Here is a 26959-nt window from a genome sequence, read left to right on the forward strand (position 1 = left end):
GAGTGGTGGGGCAAGAGCGTTTTGCTTACTTTTGCGCTCTTCAAAAGTGAGCCGCTGTAAGAGCGGAACCGTCAGCAGCCGTTACCGCAGCAACGGATATGCCCCCCCAAGAAAACTTTCCCCCCTGCGCGTGACCCAGATCCCACAACCCGTTGATTAATGATGGCACCCGCTCAGCTATACTCCCCTCCATTTGAATGGCCCTCGAGGAATTACTGTGAAGAACTGGACCTTGCGCCAACGGATATTGGCGAGCTTTGCGGTCATCATCGCGATCATGCTGCTGATGGTAGTGGTCTCGTATTCACGCCTGTTGAAGATCGAGGCTGGCGAAGAGTCAGTCCGCGACGACGCAGTCCCAGGGGTCTACCTCAGCTCGATGATCCGCAGCGCCTGGGTCGACAGCTACCTCGACACCCTCGATATCATTGGCCTGCGCAAAGACAAGACACTCACCGACGCCGACAAGGCCGACTACCAGTCCTTCGAAGCCCGCATCCTCACGCAAATGGCCAATTACAAGGCAACCATCAACGGCGGCGACGATCAGGCCGAGTTTGATAAATTCGAAGCCCTGCACCAGGCCTATAACAAGGCATTGGCCACCGTAACGGACAACCTGCAACGCAATGACGTCGCCACCGCCCGCAAAGTGTTCGACGAAGAGCTGACCCCGACCTGGACCGCAGGCCGCAAGAAGCTCAACGACATCATTACCGAAAACAAAAACGTCGCCGACCGCGCCACCAACGCCATCGACGACGCCGTGTCCGCCGCGAAAATCAGCATGGGCGTCTCACTGATCCTCGCGATCCTCGCCGCCGGCCTCTGTGGCCTGCTGCTGATGCGCGCGATCATGGCGCCGATGAAACGCATCGTCGATATCCTCGAAGTCATGCGCACCGGCGACCTGAGCAAACGCCTGAACCTGGAACGCAAGGACGAATTCGGCGCGGTGGAAACCGGCTTCAACGACATGATGACCGAACTCACCGCCCTGGTATCCCAGGCCCAGCGCTCCTCGGTACAGGTCACCACCTCGGTCACCGAGATTGCCGCCACTTCCAAGCAACAACAGGCCACCGCCACGGAAACCGCTGCAACCACTACGGAAATCGGCGCTACTTCCCGGGAGATCGCTGCCACTTCCAAGGATTTGGTCCGCACCATGACCGAAGTCTCCACCGCTGCCGACCAGGCCTCGGTAGCCGCCGGTTCCGGCCAGCAAGGCCTGGCACGCATGGAAGAAACCATGCACTCGGTGATGGGCGCTGCCGACCTGGTGAACGCCAAGCTGGCGATCCTCAATGAGAAGGCCGGCAACATCAACCAGGTGGTGGTCACCATCGTCAAGGTCGCCGACCAGACCAACCTGCTGTCCCTCAACGCCGCCATCGAGGCCGAGAAGGCCGGTGAATACGGTCGCGGTTTTGCCGTAGTAGCCACCGAAGTACGGCGCCTGGCCGACCAGACTGCCGTGGCCACTTACGACATCGAGCAGATGGTGCGCGAGATCCAGTCGGCGGTGTCGGCCGGGGTGATGGGCATGGACAAGTTCTCCGAAGAAGTGCGCCGTGGCATGTTCGAAGTGCAGCAAGTGGGCGAGCAGCTGTCGCAGATCATCCACCAGGTGCAGGCCTTGGCGCCGCGGGTGTTGATGGTCAATGAAGGCATGCAGGCCCAGGCCACCGGCGCCGAGCAGATCAACCATGCCCTGGTGCAGTTGGGCGATGCCAGCAGCCAGACCGTAGAGTCCCTGCGCCAGGCCAGCTTTGCCATTGACGAGCTGAGCCAGGTCGCGGTCGGCCTGCGCAGCGGCGTGTCGCGTTTCAAAGTCTGATGAGCGACCTCGCGGCTAAACGCGGTGCCGTTGCGGCAGTGAAGAAAGCACTGTTCCTGGTGTTTCACATCGGCAATGAACGCTATGCCCTCAAGGCCACGGAAGTGGCCGAGGTACTGCCGCGCCTGCCGCTCAAGCCCATTGCCCATGCGCCTGTGTGGGTCGCCGGGATCTTTGCCCATCGCGGGGCGATGGTGCCGGTGATCGACCTCAGTGCCTTGACCTTCGGCACGCCGGCCCAGGCGCGCACCAGCACACGTCTGGTGCTGGTCAATTATCAGCCGGATGCAGTCATTCCAGCGCGCTGGCTGGGGCTGATCCTCGAACAGGCCACCGACACCCTGCGTTGTGATCCGGCGGAGTTCCAGCCCTACGGCCTGGACAACCGCCAGGCACGTTACCTGGGCCCGGTGCGCGAAGACGAGCATGGCTTGATGCAGTGGATTGGCGTGGCCGACCTGTTGACGGCTGATGTGCAGGCGCTGCTGTTTGCCGCCGGCGAGGAGGATTGATGAGCAGTGATCAACGCTTCTTCGACTTCCTGAAAGAACGCATCGGCCTCGATGTTGCCTCGGTGGGCGAAGCGATCATCGAGCGTGCCGTACGCCAACGCAGCCTGTCACTGAATGCGCAGACCGCAGATCAATACTGGCAACAGTTGCTGGGCTCCACCGACGAACAGCAAGCGCTGATCGAAGCGGTGATCGTCCCCGAGACCTGGTTTTTCCGTTACCCCGAGTCCTTCGCCACTCTGGGTCGGCTGGCGGTCGCACGTCTGGCCGAAATCAAGCACATGCGGGCCCTGCGGATCCTCAGCCTGCCGTGTTCCACCGGCGAAGAACCCTACTCGATTGCCATGGCCTTGCTTGACGTCGGTCTGGCGCCTCATCAGTTCAAGGTGCAGGGCATGGACGTCAGCCCGCTGTCGGTGGAGCGTGCCCGTCGCGGGGTGTACGGCAAGAACTCGTTTCGTGGGCAGGACATCGAGTTCCGCGATCGCCACTTTACCGAGCAAACCGACGGCTACCGAATTGCCGACCGAGTACGCGAGCAAGTGCGCCTGCAAGTGGGCAACCTGCTGGACCCGACGTTGCTGGCCAATGAGCCCACCTACGATTTCGTGTTCTGCCGCAACCTGCTGATCTACTTCGACCAGCCCACCCAGAAGCAGGTGTTTGAAGTGCTCAAGGGACTGACCCACGTCGACGGCGTGCTGTTTATCGGGCCTGCCGAAGGCAGCCTGTTGGGGCGTCTGGGCATGCGCTCGATTGGTGTGCCGCAGTCGTTTGCCTTCAGTCGCCACGCTGAACCTGCGCCTGAGCCGGTATTTGTGCCGCTGCCTGCGCCGATCCCTCAGCGCAGTGCCGCGCCTATCCCGACCAAGCCCCGGCCGTTCAGCACCCTCAGTGCTCAGGTGGTGCCGATCAAGCCGCCGCCCCCACAGTCGGACGCCGCCGATCTGCTCAGCCAGATTGCGACCCTGGCCAATGAAGGCAAAAGCCTGGAGGCCCGTGCCGCCTGCGAGCGTTATTTGCAGAGCCATCCGCCGGCGGCCCAGGTGTTTTATTGGCTGGGCCTGCTCAGCGATGTGGCCGGCAGTGCCCTGGAAGCCCAGGGGTATTACCGAAAAGCCTTGTACCTGGAACCCCAGCACTCGCAGGCCTTGATGCACCTGGCCGCGTTGCTTGAGTCCCAGGGCGATGTCGCCGGCGCCCGCCGTTTGCAGGCCCGTGCCGCCCGCAGTGAGCGTAAACAATGACCCTGGATACCGCGCTGAACCTGGCCCTGGCCGACACCCAAGCCATTGATGACTGCTGGAACCGCATCGGCATCCACGGCGACAAGTCTTGCCCGTTGCTGGCCGAGCACATTCACTGCCGCAACTGCTCGGTGTATTCCGCCGCCGCCACGCGCCTGCTCGATCGCTATGCCTTGCAGCAGGACGATCATCGTCACGTAGCGGCGCCGGAAGTCGAAGGCGATGTGGTCACCCGTTCGCTATTGATGTTCCGCCTCGGTGAAGAATGGCTGGGCATCGCCACCCGCTGTCTGGTGGAAGTGGCGCCGCTGCAGCCGATCCATTCCTTGCCCCATCAGCGTTCACGCGCCTTGTTGGGCGTGGCCAACGTGCGTGGCGCGCTCGTAGCATGCCTGTCCCTGGTGGAGTTGTTGGGGCTGGACAGCACCAGCAGCGGCCCCAGTGGCGGGCGAATCATGCCGCGCATGCTGATCATCGCGGCGCAGGACGGCCCGGTGGTGGTGCCGGTGGACGAAGTGGACGGCATCCATGCCATTGATGAGCGCACCTTGAACGCGGCGTCTGCCTCGGGCACCCAGGCCAGCGCCCGCTATACCCAAGGCGTGTTGCAGTGGAAGGGCCGCAGCCTGCGCTGGTTGGACGAGGCGCAATTGTTGTCTGCCGTGACCCGGAGCCTCACATGACCCCCGACCAAATGCGCGATGCCTCGCTGCTGGAACTGTTCAGCCTGGAAGCCGACGCCCAGACCCAGGTGCTCAGCGCTGGCCTGCTGGCTCTGGAGCGCAACCCGACCCAGGCCGACCAGCTCGAAGCCTGCATGCGCGCCGCCCATTCTCTGAAGGGCGCGGCGAGGATTGTCGGGGTGGACGCCGGTGTCAGCGTCGCCCACGTGATGGAAGATTGCCTGGTCAGCGCCCAGGAAAGCCGGCTGTACCTGCTGCCGGAGCACATCGACGCGTTGCTGCAAGGCACGGATTTGCTGATGCGCATTGCCACGCCGGGCAACACCGTGGGCCCGGCGGACATCGAGGCCTACGTGGCGCTGATGGAGCGGTTGCTCGACCCGTCGCAAAAAGTCGCGCCGCCCGCTGCGCCGCCACCCACACCCGCGCCAGAACCTGAATTGTCGATGGAAGCGCTGCTGACCCTGCCGCCGGAGCCCGAACCCGCGCCGCCCGTCAGTGCCGAGTTGCCACGTCTGAACAAGCGCATGACCGAAGGCGGCGAGCGAGTGCTGCGGGTCACCGCCGAACGCTTGAACAGCCTGTTGGACCTGTCCAGCAAATCCCTGGTGGAAACCCAGCGGCTCAAGCCATATCTCGCCAGTTTGCAACGCCTCAAGCGCATCCAGAACAACAGTGCCCGGGCCCTGGATAACCTCGACGGCCATCTCAAGACCGTCGAGCTGAGCCTGGAAGCCCAGGAAGCCCTGGCCGACACCCGCCGCCTGTTGAGCGAAGCCCAGGCGTTGCTCGCGGAAAAAACCGCCGAAATCGATGAGTTCGGCTGGCAGGCCGGGCAGCGCGCCCAAGTCTTGTACGACACCGCGCTGGCGTGCCGCATGCGGCCGTTTGCCGACGTGCTGGCCGGGCAGGTGCGCATGGTCCGGGACCTCGGCCGCAGCCTCGGTAAACAGGTACGCCTGGAAATCGAAGGCGAGAAGACCCAGGTCGACCGCGACGTACTGGAAAAGCTTGAAGCGCCGCTGACTCACTTATTACGCAATGCCGTCGACCACGGAATCGAAATGCCCGAGCAACGCTTGTTGGCCGGCAAACCTGCCGAAGGCTTGATCCGCCTGCGAGCGTCCCACCAAGCCGGCCTGCTGGTGCTGGAGTTGAGCGACGATGGCAACGGTGTCGACCTGGAACGCCTGCGCGGCACCATCGTCGACCGAAATTTGTCGCCAGTGGAAACCGCCCTGCGCCTGAGCGAAGAGGAACTGCTGACGTTCCTGTTCCTGCCGGGTTTCAGCCTGCGGGACAAAGTCACCGAGGTCTCCGGGCGCGGGGTCGGCCTGGATGCGGTGCAGCATATGGTTCGCCAGTTGCGTGGTGCGGTGGTGCTGGAGCAGACGGCGGGGCAGGGCAGTCGCTTTCATCTGGAAGTGCCGTTGACCCTGTCGGTGGTGCGCAGCCTGGTGGTGGAGGTCGGCGAAGAGGCCTACGCCTTCCCGCTGGCCCACATCGAACGCATGTGTGACCTGGCGCCCGACGACATCGTGCAATTGGAAGGCCGCCAGCATTTCTGGCACGAAGGCCGGCATGTCGGCCTGGTCGCTGCCAGCCAGTTGTTGCAGCGTCCACCGGGACAGGGCAATCAGGAAACCCTCAAGGTCGTGGTGATCCGCGAGCGCGATGCGGTCTACGGGATTGCCGTGGAGCGTTTTATCGGCGAGCGCACGCTGGTGGTGTTGCCCCTGGATGCCCGGCTGGGCAAGGTCCAGGACATCTCGGCCGGGGCCTTGCTGGATGATGGCTCGGTGGTGCTGATCGTCGACGTTGAAGACATGCTGCGCTCGGTGGACAAGCTGCTTAATACCGGTCGTCTGGAGCGCATCGCCCGACGTGCCCAGCAAACCCAGGAAGCAGCGCGCAAGCGTATTCTGGTGGTGGACGACTCACTGACCGTGCGTGAGCTGCAACGCAAATTGTTACTTAATCGCGGTTACGAAGTAGCCGTGGCGGTCGATGGCATGGATGGCTGGAACGCGCTGCGCTCCGAAGACTTCGACCTGTTGATCACTGACATTGATATGCCTCGCATGGACGGTATTGAATTGGTCACACTCTTGCGCCGTGATACTCGCCTGCAATCCCTGCCGGTGATGGTTGTTTCCTACAAAGATCGGGAAGAAGACCGCCGCCGTGGACTGGACGCCGGCGCCGACTATTATCTAGCCAAGGCCAGCTTCCATGACGATGCGCTGTTGGACGCGGTGGTAGAGCTGATTGGAGGAGCCCGGGCATGAGGATTGCGATCGTCAATGACATGCCCATGGCTGTGGAGGCGTTGCGCCGGGCGCTGAGCCTTGAGCCGGCCCATCAAGTGGTGTGGGTCGCCAACAATGGCCTGGAGGCAGTGCAGCGCTGCGCGGAACTGACTCCCGACCTGATTCTGATGGACCTGATCATGCCGGTGATGGATGGCGTGGAAGCCACTCGCCAGATCATGGCCGAGACGCCCTGCGCGATCCTGATTGTCACCGTCGACCGCCAGGCCAACGTCAGCCGCGTGTTTGAAGCGATGGGGCATGGCGCCCTGGACGTGGTCGACACCCCCGCACTGGGGGTGGGTAATCCGAAGGACGCCGCGGCGCCGTTGCTGCGCAAGATCCTCAACATCGGCTGGCTGATCGGCCAGCGTGGCAGCCGCGTGCGGGCCGAACCTGCGCCCCAGCGAACCATGGGCAAGCGCCAGAGCCTGGTGGCCATTGGTTCGTCCGCCGGTGGCCCGGCTGCCCTGGAATCCCTGCTCAAGGGCTTGCCCCGGGACTTCTCGCCGGCCATTGTGCTGGTGCAGCATGTGGACCAGGTGTTCGCCGCCGGCATGGCCGAATGGCTGAGCAGCGCCTCGGGCTTGCCGGTACGCCTGGCCCGGGAAGGCGAGCCGCCCCAAAGTGGCGTCGTGTTGCTGGCGGGCACCAACCATCATATTCGTCTGCTGAAGAACGGCACGCTGGCCTACACCGCCGAACCTGTGAACGAGATTTACCGGCCGTCCATCGACGTGTTTTTCGAGAGCGTCGCCAGCCACTGGAATGGCGATGCCGTCGGCGTGTTGCTGACGGGGATGGGGCGTGATGGCGCCCAGGGACTTAAACTGATGCGTCAGCAAGGCTACCTGACCATCGCGCAGGACCAGCAAAGCTGTGCTGTTTACGGCATGCCCAAAGCGGCAGCGGCGATCGACGCGGCTGTTGAAATTCGCCCATTGGACAGAATTGCGCCACGATTGCTGGAAGTATTCGCAAAATGACCGATATCACACGCTGTCCTGGCCTGCAGGTAGTAATTCAGGTGACCGTAAATGAATGATTTACAGCTCGACGACTTCAAGACCGACGAAAACGCCGCCATGGTGTTGCTCGTCGACGACCAGGCCATGATCGGCGAAGCCGTACGCCGGGGCCTGGCCCATGAAGACAACATCGACTTCCATTTCTGCGCCGACCCGCACCAGGCCATTGCCCAGGCGATCCGTATCAAACCGACGGTGATCCTGCAGGACCTGGTGATGCCGGGGCTCGACGGCCTGACGCTGGTGCGTGAATACCGTAATCACCCGGCGACGCAGAACATCCCGATCATCGTGCTTTCCACCAAGGAAGACCCGCTGATCAAGAGCGCGGCCTTTGCCGCCGGGGCCAACGATTACCTGGTCAAGCTGCCGGATAACATCGAGCTGGTGGCGCGCATCCGTTACCACTCGCGCTCCTACATGACCCTGTTACAGCGGGACGCAGCCTACCGGGCGCTGCGGGTCAGCCAACAACAGTTGCTGGACACCAACCTGGTGCTGCAACGGCTGATGAACTCCGACGGCCTGACCGGGCTGTCCAATCGCCGGCACTTCGACGAATACCTGGAGCTGGAGTGGCGCCGTGCCATGCGTGACCAGACCCAACTGTCGCTGCTGATGATTGACGTAGACTTCTTCAAGACCTACAACGACAGCTTCGGCCACCTGGAGGGCGATGAGGCCTTGCGCAAAGTGGCTGCGACCATTCGTGATGCCAGCAGCCGTCCTTCGGATTTACCGGCGCGTTACGGCGGTGAAGAGTTTGCCCTGGTGCTGCCGAACACCTCGCCGGGCGGTGCGCGGCTGGTGGCCGAGAAACTGCGCCAGGCGGTGGCGGGCCTGAAAATCCCGCACATTGCCCCGGCGGAAGGCGCGAGCCTGACCATCAGTATTGGTTTGGCCACCATGACCCCGTTGCAGGGCACCGATTGCCGGCAGTTGATCTCGGCGGCGGACAAAGGCTTGTACCTGGCCAAGCACAATGGGCGTAATCAGGTGGGGATCGAGTAGGGAATACGGTCTGTGGGATATCGCAGACCTAATGTGGGAGCGAGCAAGCCCGCTCCCACATTTGATCTTCATCGCTGTCTGGATGGTGCATATCCCCGCCTTTTCGGCCAAGCGGGCTGCCGTTCCCGCCCGTTTGTCGTTATACTCGTCGGCTTTCAAAAGTTCGCCAACGAGTGCTGCCCGCCATGGAAATCAACCCGATCCTTAACACCATCAAGGACCTGTCCGAGCGCTCCGAAACTATTCGGGGGTATCTTTGACTACGATCAAAAGCATGAGCGTCTGACCGAAGTCAATCGCGAGCTTGAAGATCCGGCTGTCTGGAACAAACCTGAATACGCCCAGGAACTGGGCCGCGAGCGCGCTGCGCTGGCGCAGATCGTTGAAACCCTCGACGAACTGAACACCGGCCTGGCCGATTGCCGCGACCTGCTGGACATGGCCGTCGAAGAAAACGACGAAGGCGCAGCGGGCGATGTCGTCGCCGAGCTGGCCCGTCTCGAGGAAAACCTCGCCAAGCTCGAATTCCGCCGCATGTTCAGCCATGAAATGGACCCGAACAACGCCTACCTGGACATCCAGGCCGGTTCCGGCGGCACCGAGGCCCAGGACTGGGCCAACATCCTGTTGCGCATGTACCTGCGCTGGGCTGACAAACGCGGTTTCGATGCCACCATCATGGAACTGTCGGCGGGTGAAGTGGCCGGTATCAAGGGTGCGACCGTGCACATCAAGGGTGAATACGCCTTTGGCTGGCTGCGGACCGAGATCGGTGTTCACCGCCTGGTGCGCAAGAGCCCGTTCGACTCCGGCAACCGTCGCCATACCTCGTTCTCCGCCGTTTTCGTCTCCCCAGAGATCGACGACAAGGTGGAAATCGAGATCAACCCGGCAGACCTGCGCATCGACACCTACCGTTCCTCCGGTGCCGGTGGCCAGCACGTAAACACCACCGACTCGGCCGTACGTATTACCCACGTACCGACCAACACCGTGGTCAGCTGCCAGAACGAACGTTCCCAGCACGCGAACAAGGACACCGCCATGAAAATGCTGCGGGCCAAGTTGTACGAGCAGGAAATGCAGAAACGTAACGCCGCGTCCCAGGCGCTGGAAGACACCAAGTCGGATATCGGCTGGGGTCACCAGATCCGTTCGTATGTGCTCGATGCTTCGCGGATCAAGGATCTGCGGACCAACATCGAACGCAGCGACTGCGACAAGGTGCTCGACGGCGATATCGACGAATACCTGGAAGCCAGCCTGAAATCTGGCCTGTAAAGACTCTGTAGGAGCCGGCTTGCCGGCGATCCCCGGCCGCAGGCCGGGGGCAACGAACCTGTGATGGAATTTCAAAAGACATGAGCGACCAACAACTCGACCCGCAAGCCCTGCAACAGGAAGAAAACTCCCTGATCGCCCTGCGCAAGGAAAAGCTTGCTGCCGAGCGCGCCAAGGGCAATGCCTTCCCCAACGACTTCCGCCGCGAAAACTACTGCGATGCCTTGCAGAAACAGTACGCGGACAAGACCAAGGAAGAGCTGGCAGAGGCTGCGATCCCGGTCAAGGTGGCAGGTCGCATCATGCTCAACCGTGGCTCGTTCATGGTGATCCAGGACATGACCGGTCGCATTCAGGTCTACGTCAACCGTAAAACCCTGTCTGAAGAAACCCTGGCCTCGGTGAAAACCTGGGACATGGGCGACATCATTGCCGCCGAAGGCACCCTGGCCCGTTCCGGCAAGGGCGACCTGTACGTTGAAATGACCAACGTGCGCCTGTTGACCAAGTCGCTGCGCCCGCTGCCGGACAAGCACCACGGCTTGACCGACACCGAGCAGCGCTACCGCCAGCGTTACGTTGACCTGATCGTCAACGAAGAAGTGCGCCAGACGTTCCGCGTACGCTCGCAAGTGATCGCCCACATCCGCAGCTTCCTGATGAAGCGTGACTTCCTGGAAGTGGAAACGCCGATGCTGCAAACCATCCCTGGTGGTGCCGCAGCCAAGCCTTTCGAAACCCACCACAATGCGCTGGACCTGGAAATGTTCCTGCGTATCGCGCCAGAGCTGTACCTCAAGCGCCTGGTGGTTGGCGGCTTCGAGAAAGTGTTCGAGATCAACCGCAACTTCCGTAACGAAGGCGTTTCGACCCGTCACAACCCTGAATTCACCATGTTGGAATTCTACCAGGCTTACGCCGACTACGAAGACAACATGGACCTGACCGAAGAACTGTTCCGCGAACTGGCGCAGTTGGTGCTGGGTTCCACCGACGTGCCGTACGGCGACAAGGTATTCCACTTCGGCGAGCCGTTCGTGCGCCTGTCGGTGTTCGATTCGATCCTCAAGTACAACCCTGAGCTGACCGCTGACGACCTGACCGACATCGACAAGGCCCGCGCCATCGCCAAGAAAGCCGGCGCCAAGGTGCTGGGCTTTGAAGGCCTGGGCAAATTGCAGGTGATGATTTTCGAAGAGCTGGTCGAGCACAAGCTGGAACAGCCGCACTTCATTACCCAGTACCCGTTCGAAGTGTCGCCACTGGCCCGTCGCAACGATGACAACCCGAACGTCACCGACCGTTTCGAGCTGTTCATCGGCGGCCGTGAAATCGCCAACGCCTACTCCGAGCTGAACGACGCAGAAGACCAGGCCGAGCGCTTCATGGCCCAGGTGGCTGACAAGGACGCCGGTGACGACGAGGCGATGCACTACGATGCCGACTTCGTTCGTGCCCTGGAATACGGCATGCCGCCTACCGCCGGTGAAGGGATCGGCATCGACCGGTTGGTGATGTTGTTGACCAACTCGCCGTCGATCCGTGACGTGATCTTGTTCCCGCACATGCGGCCACAAGCGTAACCGTAGCGAAATCCGAAGCCGCCTTTTATAAGGCGGCTTTTTTATGTGGCGTATTTAAGCGTCAAGCTAACAGCGCCAGATGATCGTCCCCACGCTTTGCGGGGGAACGCAGCCCGTGACGCTCCGCGTCACCCTGAAAGGAAGATCCATCGTGAACCGCGTAATGGCTCAAAAGGGTGCTGCCGGCATCGCCGCTGCCGTGGCTGAAAGTGTTCAGTACCAGGGCCGCAAGGCCAGTCGCCGGGGCAGTGAGCAACGTCGGCAGGACATTCTCGATGCGGCGATGCGCATCGTGGTACGTGAAGGCGTGCGTGCTGTGCGTCATCGGGCGGTGGCGGCAGAGGCGGGGGTGCCATTGTCGGCCACCACCTATTACTTCAAGGACATCGATGACCTGCTCACCGACACCTTCGCCCAATACGTGGAGCGCAGTGCGGCGTTCATGGGCAAGTTGTGGGTGCGTAACGAAGGGCTGCTGCGGGAGATGGTTGCCTATGGCGACGGCAGCCCGCAGTCTCGTTCGCAACTGGCCGATGACATCGCACGCCTGACCGCCGATTACGTACAGCGCCAATTGCTCAACCGTCGCGAGCACCTGATGGCCGAGCAGGCGTTTCGCCAGGAGGCGCTGCTGAACCCGCGCCTGGCCGAGTTGGTGCGCTCCCACCAGCAAATCCTGTTGCAGGGCACTTGCCAGTTTTTCCAGGTATTGGGTTCGCGGGAACCGCAACAAGATGCCAAAGTGTTGACGGCGATTATCGGTCGGATGGAATATCAGGGCCTGCTGGGCGGTGCAGAGCCTCTGACCAGCGAAGAAATGCTTGAGATCCTCAAGCGTTACATGCATTTGGTGTTGGCTTCGGTCTGACACTGGGGAGTGTCCAATGAAAGCCTGGCGTGTCGTTGTGATCGCCTTGTCGTTCCTGTTGCTCAGCGGTTGCCTGGTGACTTTCAAGGACCCGTTGCCGGCCAGCGAGGCGGCGCCTGATGGTCTGCTTGGCAGATGGGCCAGCAAAAATGCCTGGGGCGAGCCGCTCAACTTGCAAATCAGCCGTGTGGGCGAACATCGCTACAAAGCCGTGAGCTACCCTAAAGCCAAGCCGGGCCAGCGGGATGAATACCTGTTTACGGTTTCCCGCCATGGCAGCCGCTGGTATTTGTCGGCGCCGTTGCCGGCCAAGTTTGGCGGGCATTTCATCCTGGCAGGCTTCGAGCTCAACGATGAACACGAATTGGTGGTCTACAACCTCGACCTGGACCAGATCCACCAGGCTGTCGGCCAGAAAGTCCTTGGCGGCAGCACTGTCGAAACCGTCGAAGGCGACGGCGTATTGATCAACAGCCCCATGGCCCAGGTGTTTGCCTACCTGGATGACCCGGCCAATGCTGACGTGTTCGTCGAAGCCGTGCGCTACCAGCGCGCGAGCAAATAACGTTTAAAGAGGAAGTACCGGGTGGACGATTACCAGCAGACGATACGCACCTTGTCTGATCGCATTGTGCTGGCGCAAACACCGATTCGCGTCCTCGACGCAGTGAAGTGGGACGAGAATATTCGCCAGGGATTCCTCAAGGCCAAGGGCAAGGAAATGCCGGCGGTGGACCGCGATTACTACCTGAATCGACCGCTGTCGTTCGATTCCAGCGCGGTGAAGCTGGAGTTCCAGAACATCGAGCGTGACATCACCCGCCAACTGGGCCAGTTCAACCCGGTCGGGCAGATCATGCGGCGCATGTGCAAGGAATACCGTATGGTGGTGCGGATGCTCGAAGCCCGCGGCACCGAGGATTTCGGCCTGATCTCCCAGGAGCTGTACGGCGCCGCCTCCGATGCGTTCCACGCCGGTGACCCGACCCTGGCTGATCTGGGCCTGATGATGTCGGACTACCTGAACAATATTGATGGCCGTGGCGACCTCAAGGACGAAGCCAAGACCCTGACCGCCAAGGACGCCGTCAACCTGCTGCAAAGCCGCCTGAACAAGGTGTTCGGCGAGGCCGAGGAAACCATTCGGGTGTTCGAGTCCGACGGCATCGTGGCGGACGCAGCGGCAGGCGCCGACTACATCAAGATCCGCGCCGACGCGATGTTCAACGACCGCGACGTGCGTGCCCTGGAGGTCCATGAAGGCCTGGTGCACGTGGGCACCACCCTCAATGGCCAGAACCAGCCGATCTGCACCTTCCTGTCCAAGGGGCCGCCCTCGTCGACGGTGACCCAGGAAGGCCTGGCGATCCTGATGGAAATCATCACCTTCGCCTCCTACCCCAGCCGCCTGCGCAAGCTGACCAACCGCACCCGCGCCATTCATATGGTGGAGCAGGGTGCCGATTTCCTGCAGGTGTTCGAATTCTTCCGCGAGCAGGGCTTTGAGATGGCGGAAAGCTACGGCAACGCCAGCCGGGTTTTCCGTGGGTCGACGCCTACGGGTCTGCCGTTTACCAAGGATTTGTCCTACTTGAAGGGCTTTATCATGGTTTACAACTACATTCAGCTGGCCGTGCGCAAAGGCAAACTTGAGCAAGTGCCGCTGCTGTTCTGCGGCAAGACCACCCTGGAAGACATGCGCACCCTGCGCCAACTGGTGGATGAAGGCCTGGTGGTACCCCCCAAATACCTGCCGGATCAGTTCCGCGACATGAATGCGTTGGCGGCGTGGATGTGTTTCTCCAACTTCCTCAACCATTTGAGCCTGGACCGGATCGAGGCGGATTACTCCAATATCCTTTAAGGGATTTCCCTGAAGGAACCGGGTCAAAATGTGGGAGCTGGCTTGCCTGCGATGGCGATGGTGAATCCAACACCGTTATCGCAGGCAAGCCAGCTCCCACAGTTGATCTCCATTAGCCATGGGACGCTATTCCAACCCATTCACGAGGCTTCAACGGATGAGAATCCTCGGCATTCTTTGCCTGCTACTGACCCTGAACGGCTGCAGCTCCCTGCTGTTTTACCCGGAGCGCGGCTTGCCGTTCACCCCGGAAAAGGCCCACCTGCAATACCGGGACGTGACATTGACCACCGCCGATGGCCTCAAGCTGCACGCCTGGTGGCTGCCGGCCAAGGCCGGTGTGCCGCTCAAGGGCACGGTGCTGCACCTGCACGGCAACGGCGGCAACCTCGCCTGGCACCTCGGTGGCAGTTGGTGGCTGCCGGAGCAGGGCTATCAAGTGCTGTTGGTGGACTATCGCGGTTACGGCCTGTCCGAAGGTGAACCCTCGCTACCGGCGGTCTACCAGGACATCGATGCGGCCTTCAAGTGGATCGACAACGCCCCCGAGACCCAGGGCCAACCACTGATCGTGCTGGGCCAAAGCCTGGGCGGTGCGCTGGTGGTGCACTATCTGGCAGAGCATCCCGAACGTCAGCCACAACTCAAGGCGCTGGTGCTGGACGGTGTGCCGGCCAGTTATCGTGACGTAGGACAATTCGCCCTCAGCACCTCCTGGCTAACATGGCCGTTCCAGGTACCGTTGTCGTGGCTGGTGCCGGATGCCGACAGTGCGATCAACGCCATGCCCCGCCTGACCGGGGTGCCGAAGTTGTTGTTCCACAGCCTCGATGATCCGATCGTGCCGCTGTCCAACGGCATCCGCCTGTATCAAGCTGCGCCGCCACCGAGGGTGCTGCAACTGACCCGGGGTGGTCACGTGCAGACCTTTGCCGACAAGACCTGGCAAACCGTGATGCTGCGCTACCTCGACGACCCACAGCACTTCAACGGGCTGCGGCGCCTGGGGGAAATCCCCAATTACCCGGTGGCCCCGACTTCCAACGCAGAGAACCCGCAATGAGCGAAGAACGCAACATGATCCCCCTGATCCTCACCGGCATCGGCACCATTATCGGTACCGTCGGCTGCCTGTGGTACTACGGCTATTTGCACTTCGCCAAGCCCGAGGACGCGTTGCTGCTCAGCGACTTCACCATGCTCAAGACCGTGCCGGGCGAGGACTACAAAATCTCTCTGACCCCGGCTGCCCAAGTGGCGCAGTGCGTCGATGGCGTGCTGGTGCTATTTGATACTGAACAGAAAGGCCTGACCGGCGTACTGGTCAACAGCAAGAAACAGGCGGTGCGCTGCATGGGCCAGGAAACGCCGCAACTGGAGCAGTAAGGCCGGTCGCCGGAGCGTCGCTGGAACTATTCTGGATTGATTACCACAGATTTCGGACCGATCAGCGTCGCTGATTCGGTTACCTAATGTGGAGTTATCTATATGCAAGTTAATGATTCATCTTCTGCGCAAAGCTTTGGCAATTTTGGCAGCAAGGGTATCGAAGATTCCGGATCTCCCAAAGCTGAAGCTGGCCAAAGCGCCGGTGTCTCCAAGGGGATGGGGGGGGACGATCTTTTGGAGGTACTCAAGAAGTTGCTGATGCAAGCTGAGCAACAAAGCAGTCAAGGCCAGGGTGGTGAAGGCCAAGGCCAACAGGCTGGCAACGCCGGACAGATTCAATTTGGTTGAGTGTGTGCAGGTGGTGAGAATATCGGTCTGATCCGCCTGTGCCCATAAGCAAAGAACCCCGCCAATTGGCGGGGTTCTTTATGGAGCATCAATCGATCAGTTGGCCATCGAAGAACGTGGCTTGACCGGCTGGTTGTCGTTGGAGATGGTCACTTCCACGCGACGGTTCATGGCGCGGCCCGAAACGCTGCTGTTATCGGCAACCGGGTATTCCTTGCCATAGCCCTGGGTCACGATGCGTGAGATGTCCACACCCTGGTTAGCCAGTGCGCGCTGTACAGAAGCGGCGCGGCGCTCGGACAGGCTCTGGTTGTACGAGTCTGAACCGGTGCTGTCGGTGTAGCCTTCGACAATCACTTTACGGTCCGGGTTGTCGCGCAGGAACTGCGCCAGCTTGGTGATGTTTACCAGGCCGCTGGACTTCAGGTCGGACTTGTTGGTGGCGAACAGCACGTCACCAAAGGTCACCAGCGTACCGCGATCAGTCTGCTTGGCGTTCAAGCTGTCTTGCAGTTGCTTGATCTGCGCGTCACGGGCTTGCAGCAGGGCACGGGCACGTTCGTCGCCAGCGTTTTTCAGCTTGGCTTCGGACTCACGCAGCACGATAGTGTCTTTGGCCACTTCAACACGCTGGTTGGTCAGGTAGGCCAGCTGGTCGACCTTCTTCTGGTCTTCCTTGTCGCGGTAGGCCTTGTCGGCCTTGTCCAGCCAGTCGCTGGCGTCTTTTGTTTCCAGCGCCGCTACTTTGGTGGCTTGCGGGTTGGCTTGCAGGGCCGAGAAGTTGGTCCGAGCGTTTTCCAGGTTCTGGTTCGGCGGGGTGGAGCAAGCCGCCAGAGCAACGCTCATCGCCAGCAGGGCAGGGATCATCAATTGTTTACGCATAGTCGTGTCGTCCTTTCAATTCGGTTTCGGGTGCAATGCAATCAGAAGCAGCGGCTTATTGTTGCGGCTGGATCACAGCCGGGCGCATGCCTTCCTGACGCAGCTCCTGAACAGCTTTCTGGGAATCCTTCACAGCCTGTTCGGCCTTGGCAGCCTGGGCTTTACGCTCTGCTACGCGAGCGTCCCACTCGGATTGCTCGGCCAGGCGACGGGCCTCGTCATAGTTCTTGTCGTGCATGGCGATTTCAGCTTGCTTCAGTTTGTCCTGGGCAGACTTCATCTCCACAGCTGCGAACTCGGTACCGCCGGCGCTGACAGCGCTGTTCACCGCAGATTGGGTGACAGCGTACTGCTCGGTCGGCGGGTTGCCGGCGCAGCCAGCCAGTACGAAGCTGGTGCCGATTGCCAGCGCGGCCAATTTAAGCCCGCGCAGGTGGTTAAACGAGGTTTTGGCAGTGCTGGTCTTCATCGTCTTCAACTCCATTAGGTAACTCCTGAAAAACATCAAATCCATCTCCGGCTTGCAGTTTCTGCGGGGCCCGGCGGTAAGCTCAGGACGCCTATTCAAACGGCTGTTCCAAGTGATGGCTTACTGGCTGTGACCGGAGGCTTTTTTGAATAGTTCAGCGAAGATGGCGATTTGCCTAAAAAAATATTTGACTGATTGGTCAGTGTTTAAAAGTTGGAACTTTTGCACTGCGCAGCGGTATCCAGAGCCTCTTGGAGGCCCTGAATACAGGGGGAAGCGATTTTTGTAGCGGAGGTTGACTAGTGTTTCTGCTTGTCGGACTGAGCTGACAGATCGTGCAGATAACGCCGTGACAGCGTGAGAAACCGTGGGGTTGGGCCGACGTCTTCGTACAGCGGATCGCCTTCCTCATCGGTGGCAATCACCTGCTTGCCCTTGATGTAGGGAAAGCTCGCTTCCAGCTCTTCGAGCGCTGCGCCGATCAACTCGCCGAGCAGTTCTTCGGTATGGCGCTTGGGGTACATCTCGGATATCGCCGCCAGTCTGGCAGCGGCTTCCACGTCCAGATGGATGGCGTATTCGGTTTTGGTCAGGCGACCCTTGGCGTTTTCTTCCCAATGCTGGGCCAATTCTCGGATTTTCATGGCAACCTCAATGGAGCCCACGGTACGCGGGCGATGATGAGTGACCAGCCGGCCAGCGCGGATAACGCTGCGGCTTACTGTTGAGACTAGCTGCAACTCACAAGGTTTAAAGTTCCTTGTAAGACGTCGCCGTGGGCGGCACTCTTGAGGATCAAAGCGTCCCGGATTTTCTGCTGGAGATTGGCTGATGAGCGATATCGATGCACGTTTGCGTGAGGATGTTCACCTGCTGGGTGAGCTGTTGGGCAACACGATTCGAGAGCAGTACGGCGATGAATTCCTCGACAAGATCGAGCAGATCCGTAAAGGCGCCAAGGCCGACCGCCGTGGCGCGGCCTCGGAGCAGGTGGCCGGCGAAGAGCTGAGCGCCAGCCTCAATCAACTGAAAGAAGATGAACTGCTGCCGGTGGCGCGGGCCTTCAACCAGTTTCTCAACCTGGCCAACATCGCCGAGCAGTACCAGTTGATCCACCGCCGTGATGAATCAACGCCTGCACCCTTTGAGTCGCGGGTGCTGCCGGAACTGCTGGCGCGCCTGCAGAGCGAAGGGCACAGCAGCGAATCCCTGGCGCGCCAGTTGGGTCGGTTGGAAATCGAACTGGTGCTCACTGCTCACCCCACCGAAGTCGCCCGCCGCACCCTGATCCAGAAATACGACGCCATCGCCGCACAACTGGCCCTGCAGGATCACCGCGACCTCACCACCGCCGAGCGCGAGCAAATCCGCAATCGCCTGCAACGCCTGATCGCCGAAGCCTGGCACACCGAAGAAATCCGCCGCACCCGGCCCACGCCTGTAGACGAAGCCAAGTGGGGCTTTGCGGTGATCGAGCATTCGCTGTGGTACGCCATCCCGAATTATCTGCGCAAGGCCGATCACGCCTTGCATGCCGCGACTGGCCTGCGCCTGCCCCTGGAAGCCGCGCCGATTCGCTTCGCTTCCTGGATGGGCGGCGACCGCGACGGCAACCCCAACGTCACCGCCCCGGTCACCCGCGAAGTGTTGCTGCTCGCGCGCTGGATGGCCGCTGACCTGTACTTGCGCGATATCGATCACCTGGCCTCCGAGCTGTCGATGCAACAAGCCAGCCCGGCGTTGCAGGCCAAGGTGGGTGACAGCGTTGAACCTTATCGGGCGTTGCTCAAGCAATTGCGTGAGCGTCTGCGCGCCACACGCCAATGGGCCCACACCTCGTTGACGACCACCACGCCGGCGCCTGCCGACGTGCTGCAAAACAACCGCGAGCTGCTCGAGCCGCTTGAGCTGTGCTACGAGTCGTTGCACACCTGCGGCATGGGTGTGATTGCCGACGGCCCGCTGCTGGATTGCCTGCGTCGGGCTGTGACGTTTGGCTTGTTCCTGGTGCGCCTCGACGTACGTCAGGATTCTACCCGTCACTGCGCGGCCATGACCGAAATCACTGATTACTTGGGCCTCGGCCGTTACGAGGATTGGGACGAAGAGGCGCGCATCAGTTTCCTGATGAAGGAACTGGCCAACCGTCGCCCCCTGTTGCCGGGTTACTTCAAGCCGTCGGCAGACACCGCCGAAGTGCTGAACACCTGCAAGGAAATCGCCGCCGCACCTGCTGCGTCCCTGGGTTCCTACGTCATCTCCATGGCCGGCGCCGCGTCGGATGTATTGGCCGTGCAACTGCTGCTCAAGGAGTCCGGCGTACAGCGGCCGATGCGGGTGGTGCCGTTGTTCGAGACCCTGGCTGACCTGGACAACGCAGGCCCGGTGATCGAGAAACTGCTGCTGTTGCCGGGTTATCGCGCCCGTCTGCAAGGCCCGCAGGAAGTGATGATCGGCTACTCGGATTCGGCCAAGGACGCGGGCACTACCGCCGCCGCCTGGGCGCAATACCGGGCCCAGGAACAGTTGGTGGAAATCTGCCGCGAACAACAAGTCGAACTGCTGCTGTTCCACGGTCGCGGCGGCACCGTGGGCCGTGGCGGCGGCCCGGCTCACGCGGCGATCCTGTCGCAGCCGCCGGGCTCGGTAGCGGGGCGTTTCCGCACCACCGAACAAGGCGAGATGATCCGCTTCAAGTTCGGTCTGCCGGACATTGCCGAGCAAAACCTCAACCTGTACCTGGCAGCGGTGCTGGAGGCGACCTTGCTGCCACCGCCCCCACCGGAACCGGCCTGGCGCCACTTGATGGACGAATTGGCCGCCGACGGTGTCAGCGCTTACCGCGCCGTGGTGCGGGAAAATCCGCAATTTGTCGAGTATTTCCGCCAGTCCACGCCGGAGCAGGAGTTGGGCCGCTTGCCGTTGGGCAGTCGCCCGGCCAAGCGCCGGGCCGGTGGTATCGAAAGCCTGCGGGCGATCCCGTGGATCTTCGGCTGGACCCAGACACGCCTGATGCTGCCGGCCTGGCTCGGTTGGGAAGCGGCGTTGAGCAAGGCCCTAGAGCGGGGTGAAGGCGAGTTGCTGGGGCAGATGCGCGAGCAGTGGCCGTTCTTCCGTACGCGCATCGATATGCTGGAAATGGTGCTGGCCAAGGCCGACGCCGACATCGCCCGCCTGTATGACGAGCGTCTGGTGCAGCCCGATCTGCTGCCATTGGGTGCGCACTTACGCGACCTATTGTCGCAGGCGTGCAGCGTGGTGCTTGGCCTGACTGGCCAGTCTCAACTGCTGGCCCACAGCCCCGATACCCTGGAGTTCATCCGCCTGCGCAACACCTACCTGGACCCGTTGCACCTGCTGCAGGCCGAATTACTGGCCCGATCACGGCAACAGGAAGCGGCGCAGGACAGCCCTCTGGAACAGGCGCTGCTGGTGTCTGTGGCCGGTATTGCCGCTGGTTTGCGCAACACTGGCTGACATTTATGGCGTGTTCTCAATAGCTTGCAGATACATCGCGCCGGTCGCCGTCAAAAAGGCGACCGGCGTTTTGCTGTCAGGGTTGTACCTGCCTATAAAGCCAGCGCGGCGCGGGTTTCTCCTACTTTCGGCGGCTTGTGTGGTTTGGGCCTGCTGTGTATCTTGATCAGCCTTTGGCCGTTTGTGCGGCCTGGACCCAAAATTACCGAGATTGGCCCCATGCGGCGAATCCGAGCGTCATCTTTATAAAAAATTGAGGAGCACATCGATGCGCGTCATTCTGCTGGGAGCTCCCGGGGCCGGTAAAGGTACTCAGGCAAAGTTCATCACTGAAAAATTCGGCATTCCACAAATCTCCACCGGCGACATGCTGCGCGCGGCCGTCAAGGCCGGCACCGAGCTGGGCCTGATCGCCAAGAGCGTGATGGACAGCGGCGGCCTGGTCTCCGATGACTTGATCATCAACCTGGTCAAGGAACGTATCAGCCAGGACGACTGCAAGAACGGTTTCCTGTTCGACGGTTTCCCGCGCACCATTCCCCAGGCTGAAGCCCTGGTGAAGGCCGGCGTCGAACTGGACAACGTGGTGGAAATCGCCGTTGAAGACGAAGAGATCGTGCAGCGTATTGCCGGTCGTCGTGTTCACGAAGCCTCGGGCCGCGTCTACCACATCGTCTACAACCCGCCGAAAGTGGCGGGCAAGGATGATGTCACCGGCGAAGACCTGGTGCAGCGTAAAGACGATACCGAAGAAACCGTGCGCCATCGCCTGTCGGTCTACCATTCCCAGACCAAGCCACTGGTGGACTTCTACCAGAAACTCTCGGCCGCCCAGGGCAAGCCGAAGTACAGCCACATCGAAGGTGTGGGTTCGGTTGAAGCCATCACTGGCAAAGTACTGCAAGCGCTGAGCTGATCGTTCACCCGCTTGATTGACAACGGCCCGCTTGCGGGCCGTTGTTGTTTATACTGACGCACTTTTTTTCAACGTGGATGCATACACCGATGAGCACCTTGCTGGCCCTGGACACCGCGACTGAAGCTTGCTCCGTTGCCCTGCTGCACGATGGCAAGGTCACGAGCCACTACGAGGTGATCCCGCGCCTGCACGCGCAGAAGCTGTTGCCGATGATCAAGCAATTGCTGCTGGACGCGGGCACCACCTTGTCGGCGGTGGACGCCATCGCATTCGGGCGTGGCCCGGGCGCGTTTACCGGTGTGCGCATCGCTATCGGTGTGGTCCAGGGCCTGGCGTTTGCGCTGGAGCGTCCGGTGTTGCCGGTGTCCAACCTGGCGGTGCTGGCCCAGCGGGCGTTTCGCGAACACGGCGCCAGCCAGGTCGCGGCGGCCATCGATGCGCGCATGGATGAAGTGTATTGGGGCTGCTACCGCGAAACCGCTGGCGAGATGCGCCTGGTGGGGGCTGAAGCCGTACTGCCGCCTGAAACGGCAGCCTTGCCGGCTGATGCCAGCGGCGACTGGTTCGGGGCCGGCACCGGCTGGGGCTATGGCGAGCGCATTGGCGTAACGCTTGCCGGCCAGGATGCCGCAATGTTGCCCCATGCCGAAGACCTGCTGGCCTTGGCACGCTTTGCCTGGGAGCGGGCCGAGGCGATTCCCGCCGACCAGGCAGCCCCTGTGTACCTGCGGGATAAAGTGGCGCAGACCAAGGCTGAACGCGGGATTATTTGACGTCAAAAGTGCGGGCAATTTCAGGCAAAAATAGCCAATCGTCAGAATTTGCCCGCGCTTTTAAACCTTTTACCAATTATGTGTTCTAGTTATCACCAGAGCATTTGCGCGCCATGGAAAGCGCCACTAAAATGCCATCACCGATACCGAGTTCGCATGTATGCGCATAGACGGCTTTTCATCACAGTCCTACCCCCTCAAGCGTAAGCCTCGCAAGGCGAACGTGACGGTAGACGACTCCGTCGAAGACTCGCCCGACTTTGTTGAAATCCAGTCCGACACCTCCGCTGTTTCAACGCGTTCCCAAGCGTCCAGCAGTGCACGCACCAGCGGTGTTCCTGCCCGCCAGCAAGACATGGTCTTTCCGCGCTCCATGAGCAAAAACGTCGCCAATGCCCTGGCCAGCTACCTGACCACCGCCGGCTTTGTCGAATGGGATATGGAAGTGCTGGGCCTCGATATCCATATCTGATGCGGCTGCCTTACTTTCTCGGTTGTCCGTCCTGGAGTGAAAACGCCTGGCGCGAATACCTGTATCCCGCCGACGCCCGTTCCAGCGATTACCTCGCCCTGTATTCCCACGTCTTCAACGCCGTTGAGGGCAACACCACGTTCTATGCCCGCCCCTCTGTCGCTACCGTGCAGCGCTGGGCTGAAATCATGCCCGAACATTTTCGCTTCACGGCCAAGTTTCCGGGTGACATCAGCCACAGCGGCAACCTGATTGAGCAGTTGCCGGCGGCGGAAAGTTTCCTTGGCTTGATGAGCCCGTTGGGGGAGCGCATTTCGCCGTTGTGGCTGCAACTGCCGGCCAGTTTTACCCCGCAGCGCCTGGGCGAACTGGCGGGTTTCATTGACGGCGTGGAGCGACCGTTGGCAGTGGAAGTGCGCCACTCGGAGTTCTTTGCCAAAGGCGACGCCGAGCGCAGTCTCAACCGCTTGCTGCGCGACCGCGGTGTCGAGCGCATCTGCCTGGACCCGCGTGCGCTGTTCAGTTGCACGTCTACCTCCGCGGCCGTGCTGCATGCCCAATCGAAAAAGCCCAAGGTGCCGCCTCGCCCGGCGGCGCTGACGCAGTTTCCGCAAGTGCGCTTTATTGGCCATCCGGAACTGGAAGCCAATGACCCGTTCCTGGTGCCCTGGGTTGAAAAGGTCGCCGGCTGGATTGAAGAGGGTCGCACGCCCTATGTGTTTCTCCACACCTCTGACAATCGCCTGGCGGCCCAACTGGCCCTGCGCTTTCACGAAAAGCTGATGGTGCGTTTGCCCGGCTTGCCGGCCTTGCCGCAGATTCATCGAGAACCCGAAGCGGAGCAACTGGGGTTACTCTAAGGCTCCTTTTCCCGACAGGAGTCAGTCATGGATGCCCAAACCCTTCGCGCCGAAACCTTCAAGGCCCTGCATGAGCGTGACCGTGCCTTCGTGATGCCCAATCCGTGGGATGCCGGCTCCGCAAAAATGCTCGCCAGCCTGGGTTTCGAAGCCCTGGCCACCACCAGTGCCGGCTTCGCCTTCAGCCTCGGCCGCCCGGATGCCGAAGGTGCGCTGTCGCTGGAAGACACCTTGGGCAACGCCGGGATGATCGTCCAGGCCACCTCGCTGCCCGTCGCCGCCGACCTGGAAAACGGCTTCAGCGATACGCCCCAAGGTTGTGCCGAGACCATCCTGCGCGCCGCAGCGACTGGCATTGTCGGTGGCTCCATCGAAGACGCCACCGGGATTGGCGTCGACCCGATCTATCCCTTTGACCTGTCCGTCGAGCGCGTCGAAGCCGCGGTCGCCGCTGCCCGCAGCTTGCCATTTCCTTTCACCCTGACCGCCCGCGCGGAAAACCTCCTGCATGGCCGGCTGGATTTGCCCGACACCATCCGCCGGCTCCAGGCCTACGCCGAAGCCGGCGCCGACGTGCTGTATGCACCGGCCCTGCGCAGTGCCGAGGAAGTGTTGGCCGTGGTGAAGGCGGTCGCGCCAAAGCCTGTGAATATCTTGATGTCAGGCGCCCTGAAACTCAGCGTGGCGCAGTTGAGCGAGATGGGCGTCAAACGCATCAGCGTCGGCTCGGCGATGGCCCTGGCGGCGTATGGAGAGTTCTTCAGGGCGGCCCAGGAGATTCATGAACTGGGTACGTTTACCTTTACCGAACGCTCGATGCCGTTCAGCCAGGCCAATCAACTGTTCAAGGCTTGAGGCATCGTGCGTTCCTTCAAGGTACTGGGGGTGTTGCTCGTGTTGGCGGGTGGTCTGCTGGTCGGCGTGTGGCGGGGCTGGGTGCCGCTGCCCGATGACTGGAACCCGTGGGCGCCGCTGGACGTGCGCGCAAGCCCGAACCTGCTGACCCGATTCAAACTGGGGCGCCTTCAGGATGATCCTGCGCTGTGTGACCAGGTGCTGAAAACCTCTGGGTTGCGGGTCACCCATCAGGCCGACAGCCCTGTCGATGCCGCTTGCCCGCTGCGTAATACCTTGCGGGTTCAAGGCGCTGATGTCGGCTTGAGCAGCAGCTTTCTCGCCAGTTGCCCGCTGGCCGTGGCATTCGCCCTGTTCGAGCGCCACAGCTTGCAGCCGGCGGCCCAGGCGGTATTTGGCCAGGCCGTGACGCGGGTCGATCATCTCGGCAGCTTTGCCTGTCGCAATATCTACAACCGTGCCGATGGGCGACTCAGCCAGCACGCATCGGCCAACGCCCTGGACATCGCCGGCTTTCGCCTGGCGGACGGGCGCACCATCAGCGTGCTCAAGGATTGGCCGGGTGACGGCGAAAGTGCGCGTTTCCTGCGGCAGGTACGCGACGGCGCCTGCAAGGATTTCAACGTGGTGTTGAGCCCGGATTACAACGCCGCCCACCGAAACCACTTTCATCTCGACATGGGGCGTTGGTGGGTGTGTCGCTGAGGGTCAGGCGGCCAGGCGCAGGTTGTGGATAATCAGCGGGCGAGCCCAGCGGCTGTCGAAGTCCAGGGCTTTTTGTTGCTCAACCAGCTCTTCTGCCGGGAACGGCGGCGGCGGTGGTGGCAGCAGGTCCAGTTCGAATTCGGCAATCGGCAGGTGCAATGGTCGTGGCTGAGGCGCCGGGCCAGGCTCGGGCAGCGGTTGGCCGGCGGTCAGCACAATAGGGCGCACCCAACCGCTTTCGAAGTTTTGCTGCTTTTGCTGGGCGACCAGTTCTTCCGCCGGATACGGTGGCGGGGCCGGTGGCAGCAACTCCAATTCGAATTCGGCGATGGGCAGGAACAGCGGCTCGGGTGGGGCGATCTCGGTGTCTTTCACGTCACATGCGCGCTGGGTGACGATCTGCGACAGCAGGTCACTGCCTTCACTGGGTTCAACCGATGGATCTACCGGGATTGCCACGGACTTGGCGAGCGCGCTGGGCGTGTCGCCGAGCTGTTCGGCCAACGCCTGGGCGAAGAAGTCCTGCCACACGTGACTGACCCCGGCCAGCGCTTGGGTATTGCGCAGGCCGAAGTGGTTGTGGGTCGGCAGTACACCGGTAAATAGCGAAGGAATGTCTGACATTTCTCTCGATCGTCGCTCAGCTCTGGCAAAATGCCTGATCCTTTTTTTTATCGGCCGCTTTTCGCCGATCCTTAATATTTTTGAGCGTAGTCACCGATGAGCGAACAACCAGCGGCCAGCCGCATTCGGGTCGAGGCCTTGGCCGAAGGTTTTCAGGCCCGCGCCCAGCACTGGGCCGAGCAGCTTGGGTTGCCTTTGCAGCTGGATGAGGCGGACTTTGCCTTGCAGGTGGGGGAGCAGGGCCTGCAGTTACAACAGCTGGGGCCTGATGCGCCTGGGCCGGTGCGGGTGGATTTTGTGGAAGGGGGTGCGGCGCACCGGCGTTTGTACGGTGGTGGCAGCGGGCAGATGATTGCCAAGGCGGTGGGCGTGGCGCAGGGCGTGCGGCCGCGGGTGTTGGATGCTACGGCGGGGTTAGGCAAGGATGCTTTCGTACTGGCCAGTTTGGGGTGCGAGATGAGCCTGATCGAGCGGCAGCCGTTGATTGGGGCATTGCTGGAGGATGGTCTGGCGCGCGGGGCCGAGGATTTTGAGGTGGCGCCGATTGTGGCGCGGATGAGGTTGCTCAAGGGCAATTCCATTGAGGTAATGCGCAGTTGGGAGGGGGAGCCGCCTCAGGTGATTTATCTGGATCCGATGTTTCCTCATCGGGAGAAGACTGCGTTGGTGAAGAAGGAGATGCGGTTGTTTCGGCCCTTGGTGGGGGATGATCCGGATGCGCCGGCGTTGTTGGCGGCGGCGTTGGCTTTGGCCAGTCATCGTGTGGTGGTTAAGCGGCCGCGTAAGGCGCCGTGTATTGAGGGGGTGAAGCCGAGTCATGCGTTGGATGGGAAGTCCAGTCGGTATGATATTTATCCGAAGAAGGCGCTGAAGTCCTGAGGGTTGAGTACATATCCGTTATTTAGGTAACGGCCACTTATGGTTCCGCTCTTACAGCGGGTCACTTTTGGCAAACGCCCC

The 26959-nt window shown here is 61.3% G+C and carries 27 protein-coding genes; 23 read left to right on the top strand and 4 right to left on the bottom strand.

Features of this window, described 5'->3' with window-relative positions:
* Positions 1-217 precede the first annotated feature (217 nt).
* The 15 genes from K0H47_RS08620 to K0H47_RS08690 all read left to right on the top strand — a co-directional run bounded on the left by K0H47_RS08620 (position 218) and on the right by K0H47_RS08690 (position 15963).
* The gene (locus K0H47_RS08620) at positions 218-1840 is read left to right on the top strand and encodes a methyl-accepting chemotaxis protein (RefSeq protein ID WP_063032949.1); all 1623 of its coding nucleotides are present in this window, start codon (positions 218-220) and stop codon (positions 1838-1840) included.
* Positions 1840-2352 (top strand): chemotaxis protein CheW, encoded by a 513-nt coding sequence (locus tag K0H47_RS08625; protein WP_201141104.1) that lies wholly within the window; start codon positions 1840-1842, stop codon positions 2350-2352. The genes K0H47_RS08620 and K0H47_RS08625 overlap by 1 nt, the downstream gene beginning before the upstream one ends.
* Positions 2352-3599, top strand: a complete 1248-nt coding sequence (locus K0H47_RS08630; protein WP_219272383.1) for a protein-glutamate O-methyltransferase CheR — start codon at positions 2352-2354, stop codon at positions 3597-3599. Before K0H47_RS08625 ends, K0H47_RS08630 begins: the two co-directional genes overlap by 1 nt.
* On the top strand, positions 3596-4282 hold the full coding sequence (locus K0H47_RS08635; RefSeq protein ID WP_219272385.1) for a chemotaxis protein CheW: 687 nt from the start codon (positions 3596-3598) through the stop codon (positions 4280-4282). The genes K0H47_RS08630 and K0H47_RS08635 overlap by 4 nt, the downstream gene beginning before the upstream one ends.
* Positions 4279-6570, top strand: coding sequence for a hybrid sensor histidine kinase/response regulator (locus K0H47_RS08640; RefSeq protein ID WP_219272386.1), 2292 nt, complete (start codon positions 4279-4281; stop codon positions 6568-6570). Before K0H47_RS08635 ends, K0H47_RS08640 begins: the two co-directional genes overlap by 4 nt.
* Complete coding sequence (locus K0H47_RS08645; protein ID WP_177027332.1) at positions 6567-7577, top strand: chemotaxis response regulator protein-glutamate methylesterase; 1011 nt, start codon at positions 6567-6569, stop codon at positions 7575-7577. The genes K0H47_RS08640 and K0H47_RS08645 overlap by 4 nt, the downstream gene beginning before the upstream one ends.
* Positions 7578-7628: 51 nt before the next feature.
* Positions 7629-8630, top strand: a complete 1002-nt coding sequence (locus tag K0H47_RS08650) for a diguanylate cyclase (protein ID WP_063032943.1) — start codon at positions 7629-7631, stop codon at positions 8628-8630.
* Positions 8631-8815: 185 nt separating this feature from the next.
* A protein-coding gene (prfB, locus tag K0H47_RS08655) for a peptide chain release factor 2 (RefSeq protein ID WP_108083577.1) occupies positions 8816-9911 on the top strand; the annotation gives its coding sequence in 2 pieces (ribosomal slippage) (positions 8816-8887 and positions 8889-9911; 1095 coding nt in all).
* An 80-nt stretch (positions 9912-9991) separates the two neighbouring features.
* On the top strand, positions 9992-11494 hold the full coding sequence (gene lysS / locus K0H47_RS08660) for a lysine--tRNA ligase (RefSeq protein ID WP_063032942.1): 1503 nt from the start codon (positions 9992-9994) through the stop codon (positions 11492-11494).
* Positions 11495-11645: 151 nt separating this feature from the next.
* A complete protein-coding gene (locus K0H47_RS08665; protein WP_023659125.1) occupies positions 11646-12362 on the top strand; it encodes a TetR/AcrR family transcriptional regulator in 717 nt (238 codons plus the stop codon).
* 16 nt (positions 12363-12378) lie between these two features.
* A complete protein-coding gene (locus K0H47_RS08670; protein ID WP_177071004.1) occupies positions 12379-12927 on the top strand; it encodes a hypothetical protein in 549 nt (182 codons plus the stop codon).
* A gap of 21 nt (positions 12928-12948) precedes the next feature.
* Positions 12949-14226, top strand: a complete 1278-nt coding sequence (locus K0H47_RS08675) for a flavohemoglobin expression-modulating QEGLA motif protein (RefSeq protein ID WP_017479451.1) — start codon at positions 12949-12951, stop codon at positions 14224-14226.
* 157 nt (positions 14227-14383) lie between these two features.
* Positions 14384-15289 carry an alpha/beta hydrolase gene (locus K0H47_RS08680; RefSeq protein ID WP_063032940.1) on the top strand — a complete coding sequence of 302 codons (906 nt, stop codon included), beginning with the start codon at positions 14384-14386 and terminating at the stop codon, positions 15287-15289.
* Entirely contained in the window at positions 15286-15612 is a 327-nt protein-coding gene (locus K0H47_RS08685) for a hypothetical protein (RefSeq protein ID WP_003219233.1), read from the top strand. Before K0H47_RS08680 ends, K0H47_RS08685 begins: the two co-directional genes overlap by 4 nt.
* 102 nt (positions 15613-15714) lie before the next feature.
* Positions 15715-15963: a hypothetical protein gene (locus tag K0H47_RS08690; RefSeq protein ID WP_219272388.1), complete on the top strand. Its 249-nt coding sequence runs from the start codon at positions 15715-15717 to the stop codon at positions 15961-15963.
* Between the two features lie 96 nt (positions 15964-16059).
* Here the strand turns inward: K0H47_RS08690 and K0H47_RS08695 are convergent, their stop codons facing one another.
* The 3 genes from K0H47_RS08695 to K0H47_RS08705 form a co-directional block, all read right to left on the bottom strand.
* Positions 16060-16845, bottom strand: a complete 786-nt coding sequence (locus K0H47_RS08695) for an OmpA family protein (RefSeq protein ID WP_063032938.1) — start codon at positions 16843-16845, stop codon at positions 16060-16062.
* Between the two features lie 55 nt (positions 16846-16900).
* Positions 16901-17329: a DUF4398 domain-containing protein gene (locus tag K0H47_RS08700; protein ID WP_003219226.1), complete on the bottom strand. Its 429-nt coding sequence runs from the start codon at positions 17327-17329 to the stop codon at positions 16901-16903.
* Positions 17330-17613: 284 nt separating this feature from the next.
* Positions 17614-17958: a hypothetical protein gene (locus K0H47_RS08705; protein ID WP_010176787.1), complete on the bottom strand. Its 345-nt coding sequence runs from the start codon at positions 17956-17958 to the stop codon at positions 17614-17616.
* A gap of 187 nt (positions 17959-18145) precedes the next feature.
* On the opposite strand from K0H47_RS08705, the gene ppc reads away from it, so the two are divergent.
* The 7 genes from ppc to K0H47_RS08740 all read left to right on the top strand — a co-directional run bounded on the left by ppc (position 18146) and on the right by K0H47_RS08740 (position 25375).
* A complete protein-coding gene (gene ppc / locus K0H47_RS08710) occupies positions 18146-20791 on the top strand; it encodes a phosphoenolpyruvate carboxylase (protein ID WP_201141110.1) in 2646 nt (881 codons plus the stop codon).
* 268 nt (positions 20792-21059) lie between these two features.
* A complete protein-coding gene (gene adk / locus K0H47_RS08715) occupies positions 21060-21707 on the top strand; it encodes an adenylate kinase (RefSeq protein ID WP_017479444.1) in 648 nt (215 codons plus the stop codon).
* Positions 21708-21796: 89 nt separating this feature from the next.
* Positions 21797-22483: a tRNA (adenosine(37)-N6)-threonylcarbamoyltransferase complex dimerization subunit type 1 TsaB gene (gene tsaB / locus K0H47_RS08720; RefSeq protein ID WP_219272390.1), complete on the top strand. Its 687-nt coding sequence runs from the start codon at positions 21797-21799 to the stop codon at positions 22481-22483.
* Between the two features lie 160 nt (positions 22484-22643).
* The gene (locus K0H47_RS08725; protein ID WP_063032935.1) at positions 22644-22955 is read left to right on the top strand and encodes a hypothetical protein; all 312 of its coding nucleotides are present in this window, start codon (positions 22644-22646) and stop codon (positions 22953-22955) included.
* Positions 22955-23815, top strand: a complete 861-nt coding sequence (locus tag K0H47_RS08730) for a DUF72 domain-containing protein (RefSeq protein WP_219272391.1) — start codon at positions 22955-22957, stop codon at positions 23813-23815. Before K0H47_RS08725 ends, K0H47_RS08730 begins: the two co-directional genes overlap by 1 nt.
* 27 nt (positions 23816-23842) lie before the next feature.
* Positions 23843-24670 carry an oxaloacetate decarboxylase gene (locus K0H47_RS08735; protein WP_063034051.1) on the top strand — a complete coding sequence of 276 codons (828 nt, stop codon included), beginning with the start codon at positions 23843-23845 and terminating at the stop codon, positions 24668-24670.
* A gap of 6 nt (positions 24671-24676) precedes the next feature.
* Positions 24677-25375, top strand: a complete 699-nt coding sequence (locus K0H47_RS08740; RefSeq protein ID WP_063032934.1) for an extensin family protein — start codon at positions 24677-24679, stop codon at positions 25373-25375.
* A gap of 3 nt (positions 25376-25378) precedes the next feature.
* Here K0H47_RS08740 and K0H47_RS08745 read toward each other — a convergent pair whose 3' ends face one another.
* Positions 25379-25999: an energy transducer TonB gene (locus tag K0H47_RS08745; RefSeq protein WP_219272393.1), complete on the bottom strand. Its 621-nt coding sequence runs from the start codon at positions 25997-25999 to the stop codon at positions 25379-25381.
* Positions 26000-26095: 96 nt separating this feature from the next.
* Between K0H47_RS08745 and K0H47_RS08750 the strand changes: the two genes are divergently transcribed.
* The gene (locus K0H47_RS08750) at positions 26096-26878 is read left to right on the top strand and encodes a class I SAM-dependent methyltransferase (RefSeq protein WP_063032932.1); all 783 of its coding nucleotides are present in this window, start codon (positions 26096-26098) and stop codon (positions 26876-26878) included.
* Positions 26879-26959 lie beyond the last annotated feature (81 nt).

Source organism: Pseudomonas sp. Xaverov 83 (genome assembly GCF_019352905.1).
Taxonomy (GTDB): domain Bacteria; phylum Pseudomonadota; class Gammaproteobacteria; order Pseudomonadales; family Pseudomonadaceae; genus Aquipseudomonas; species Aquipseudomonas yamanorum.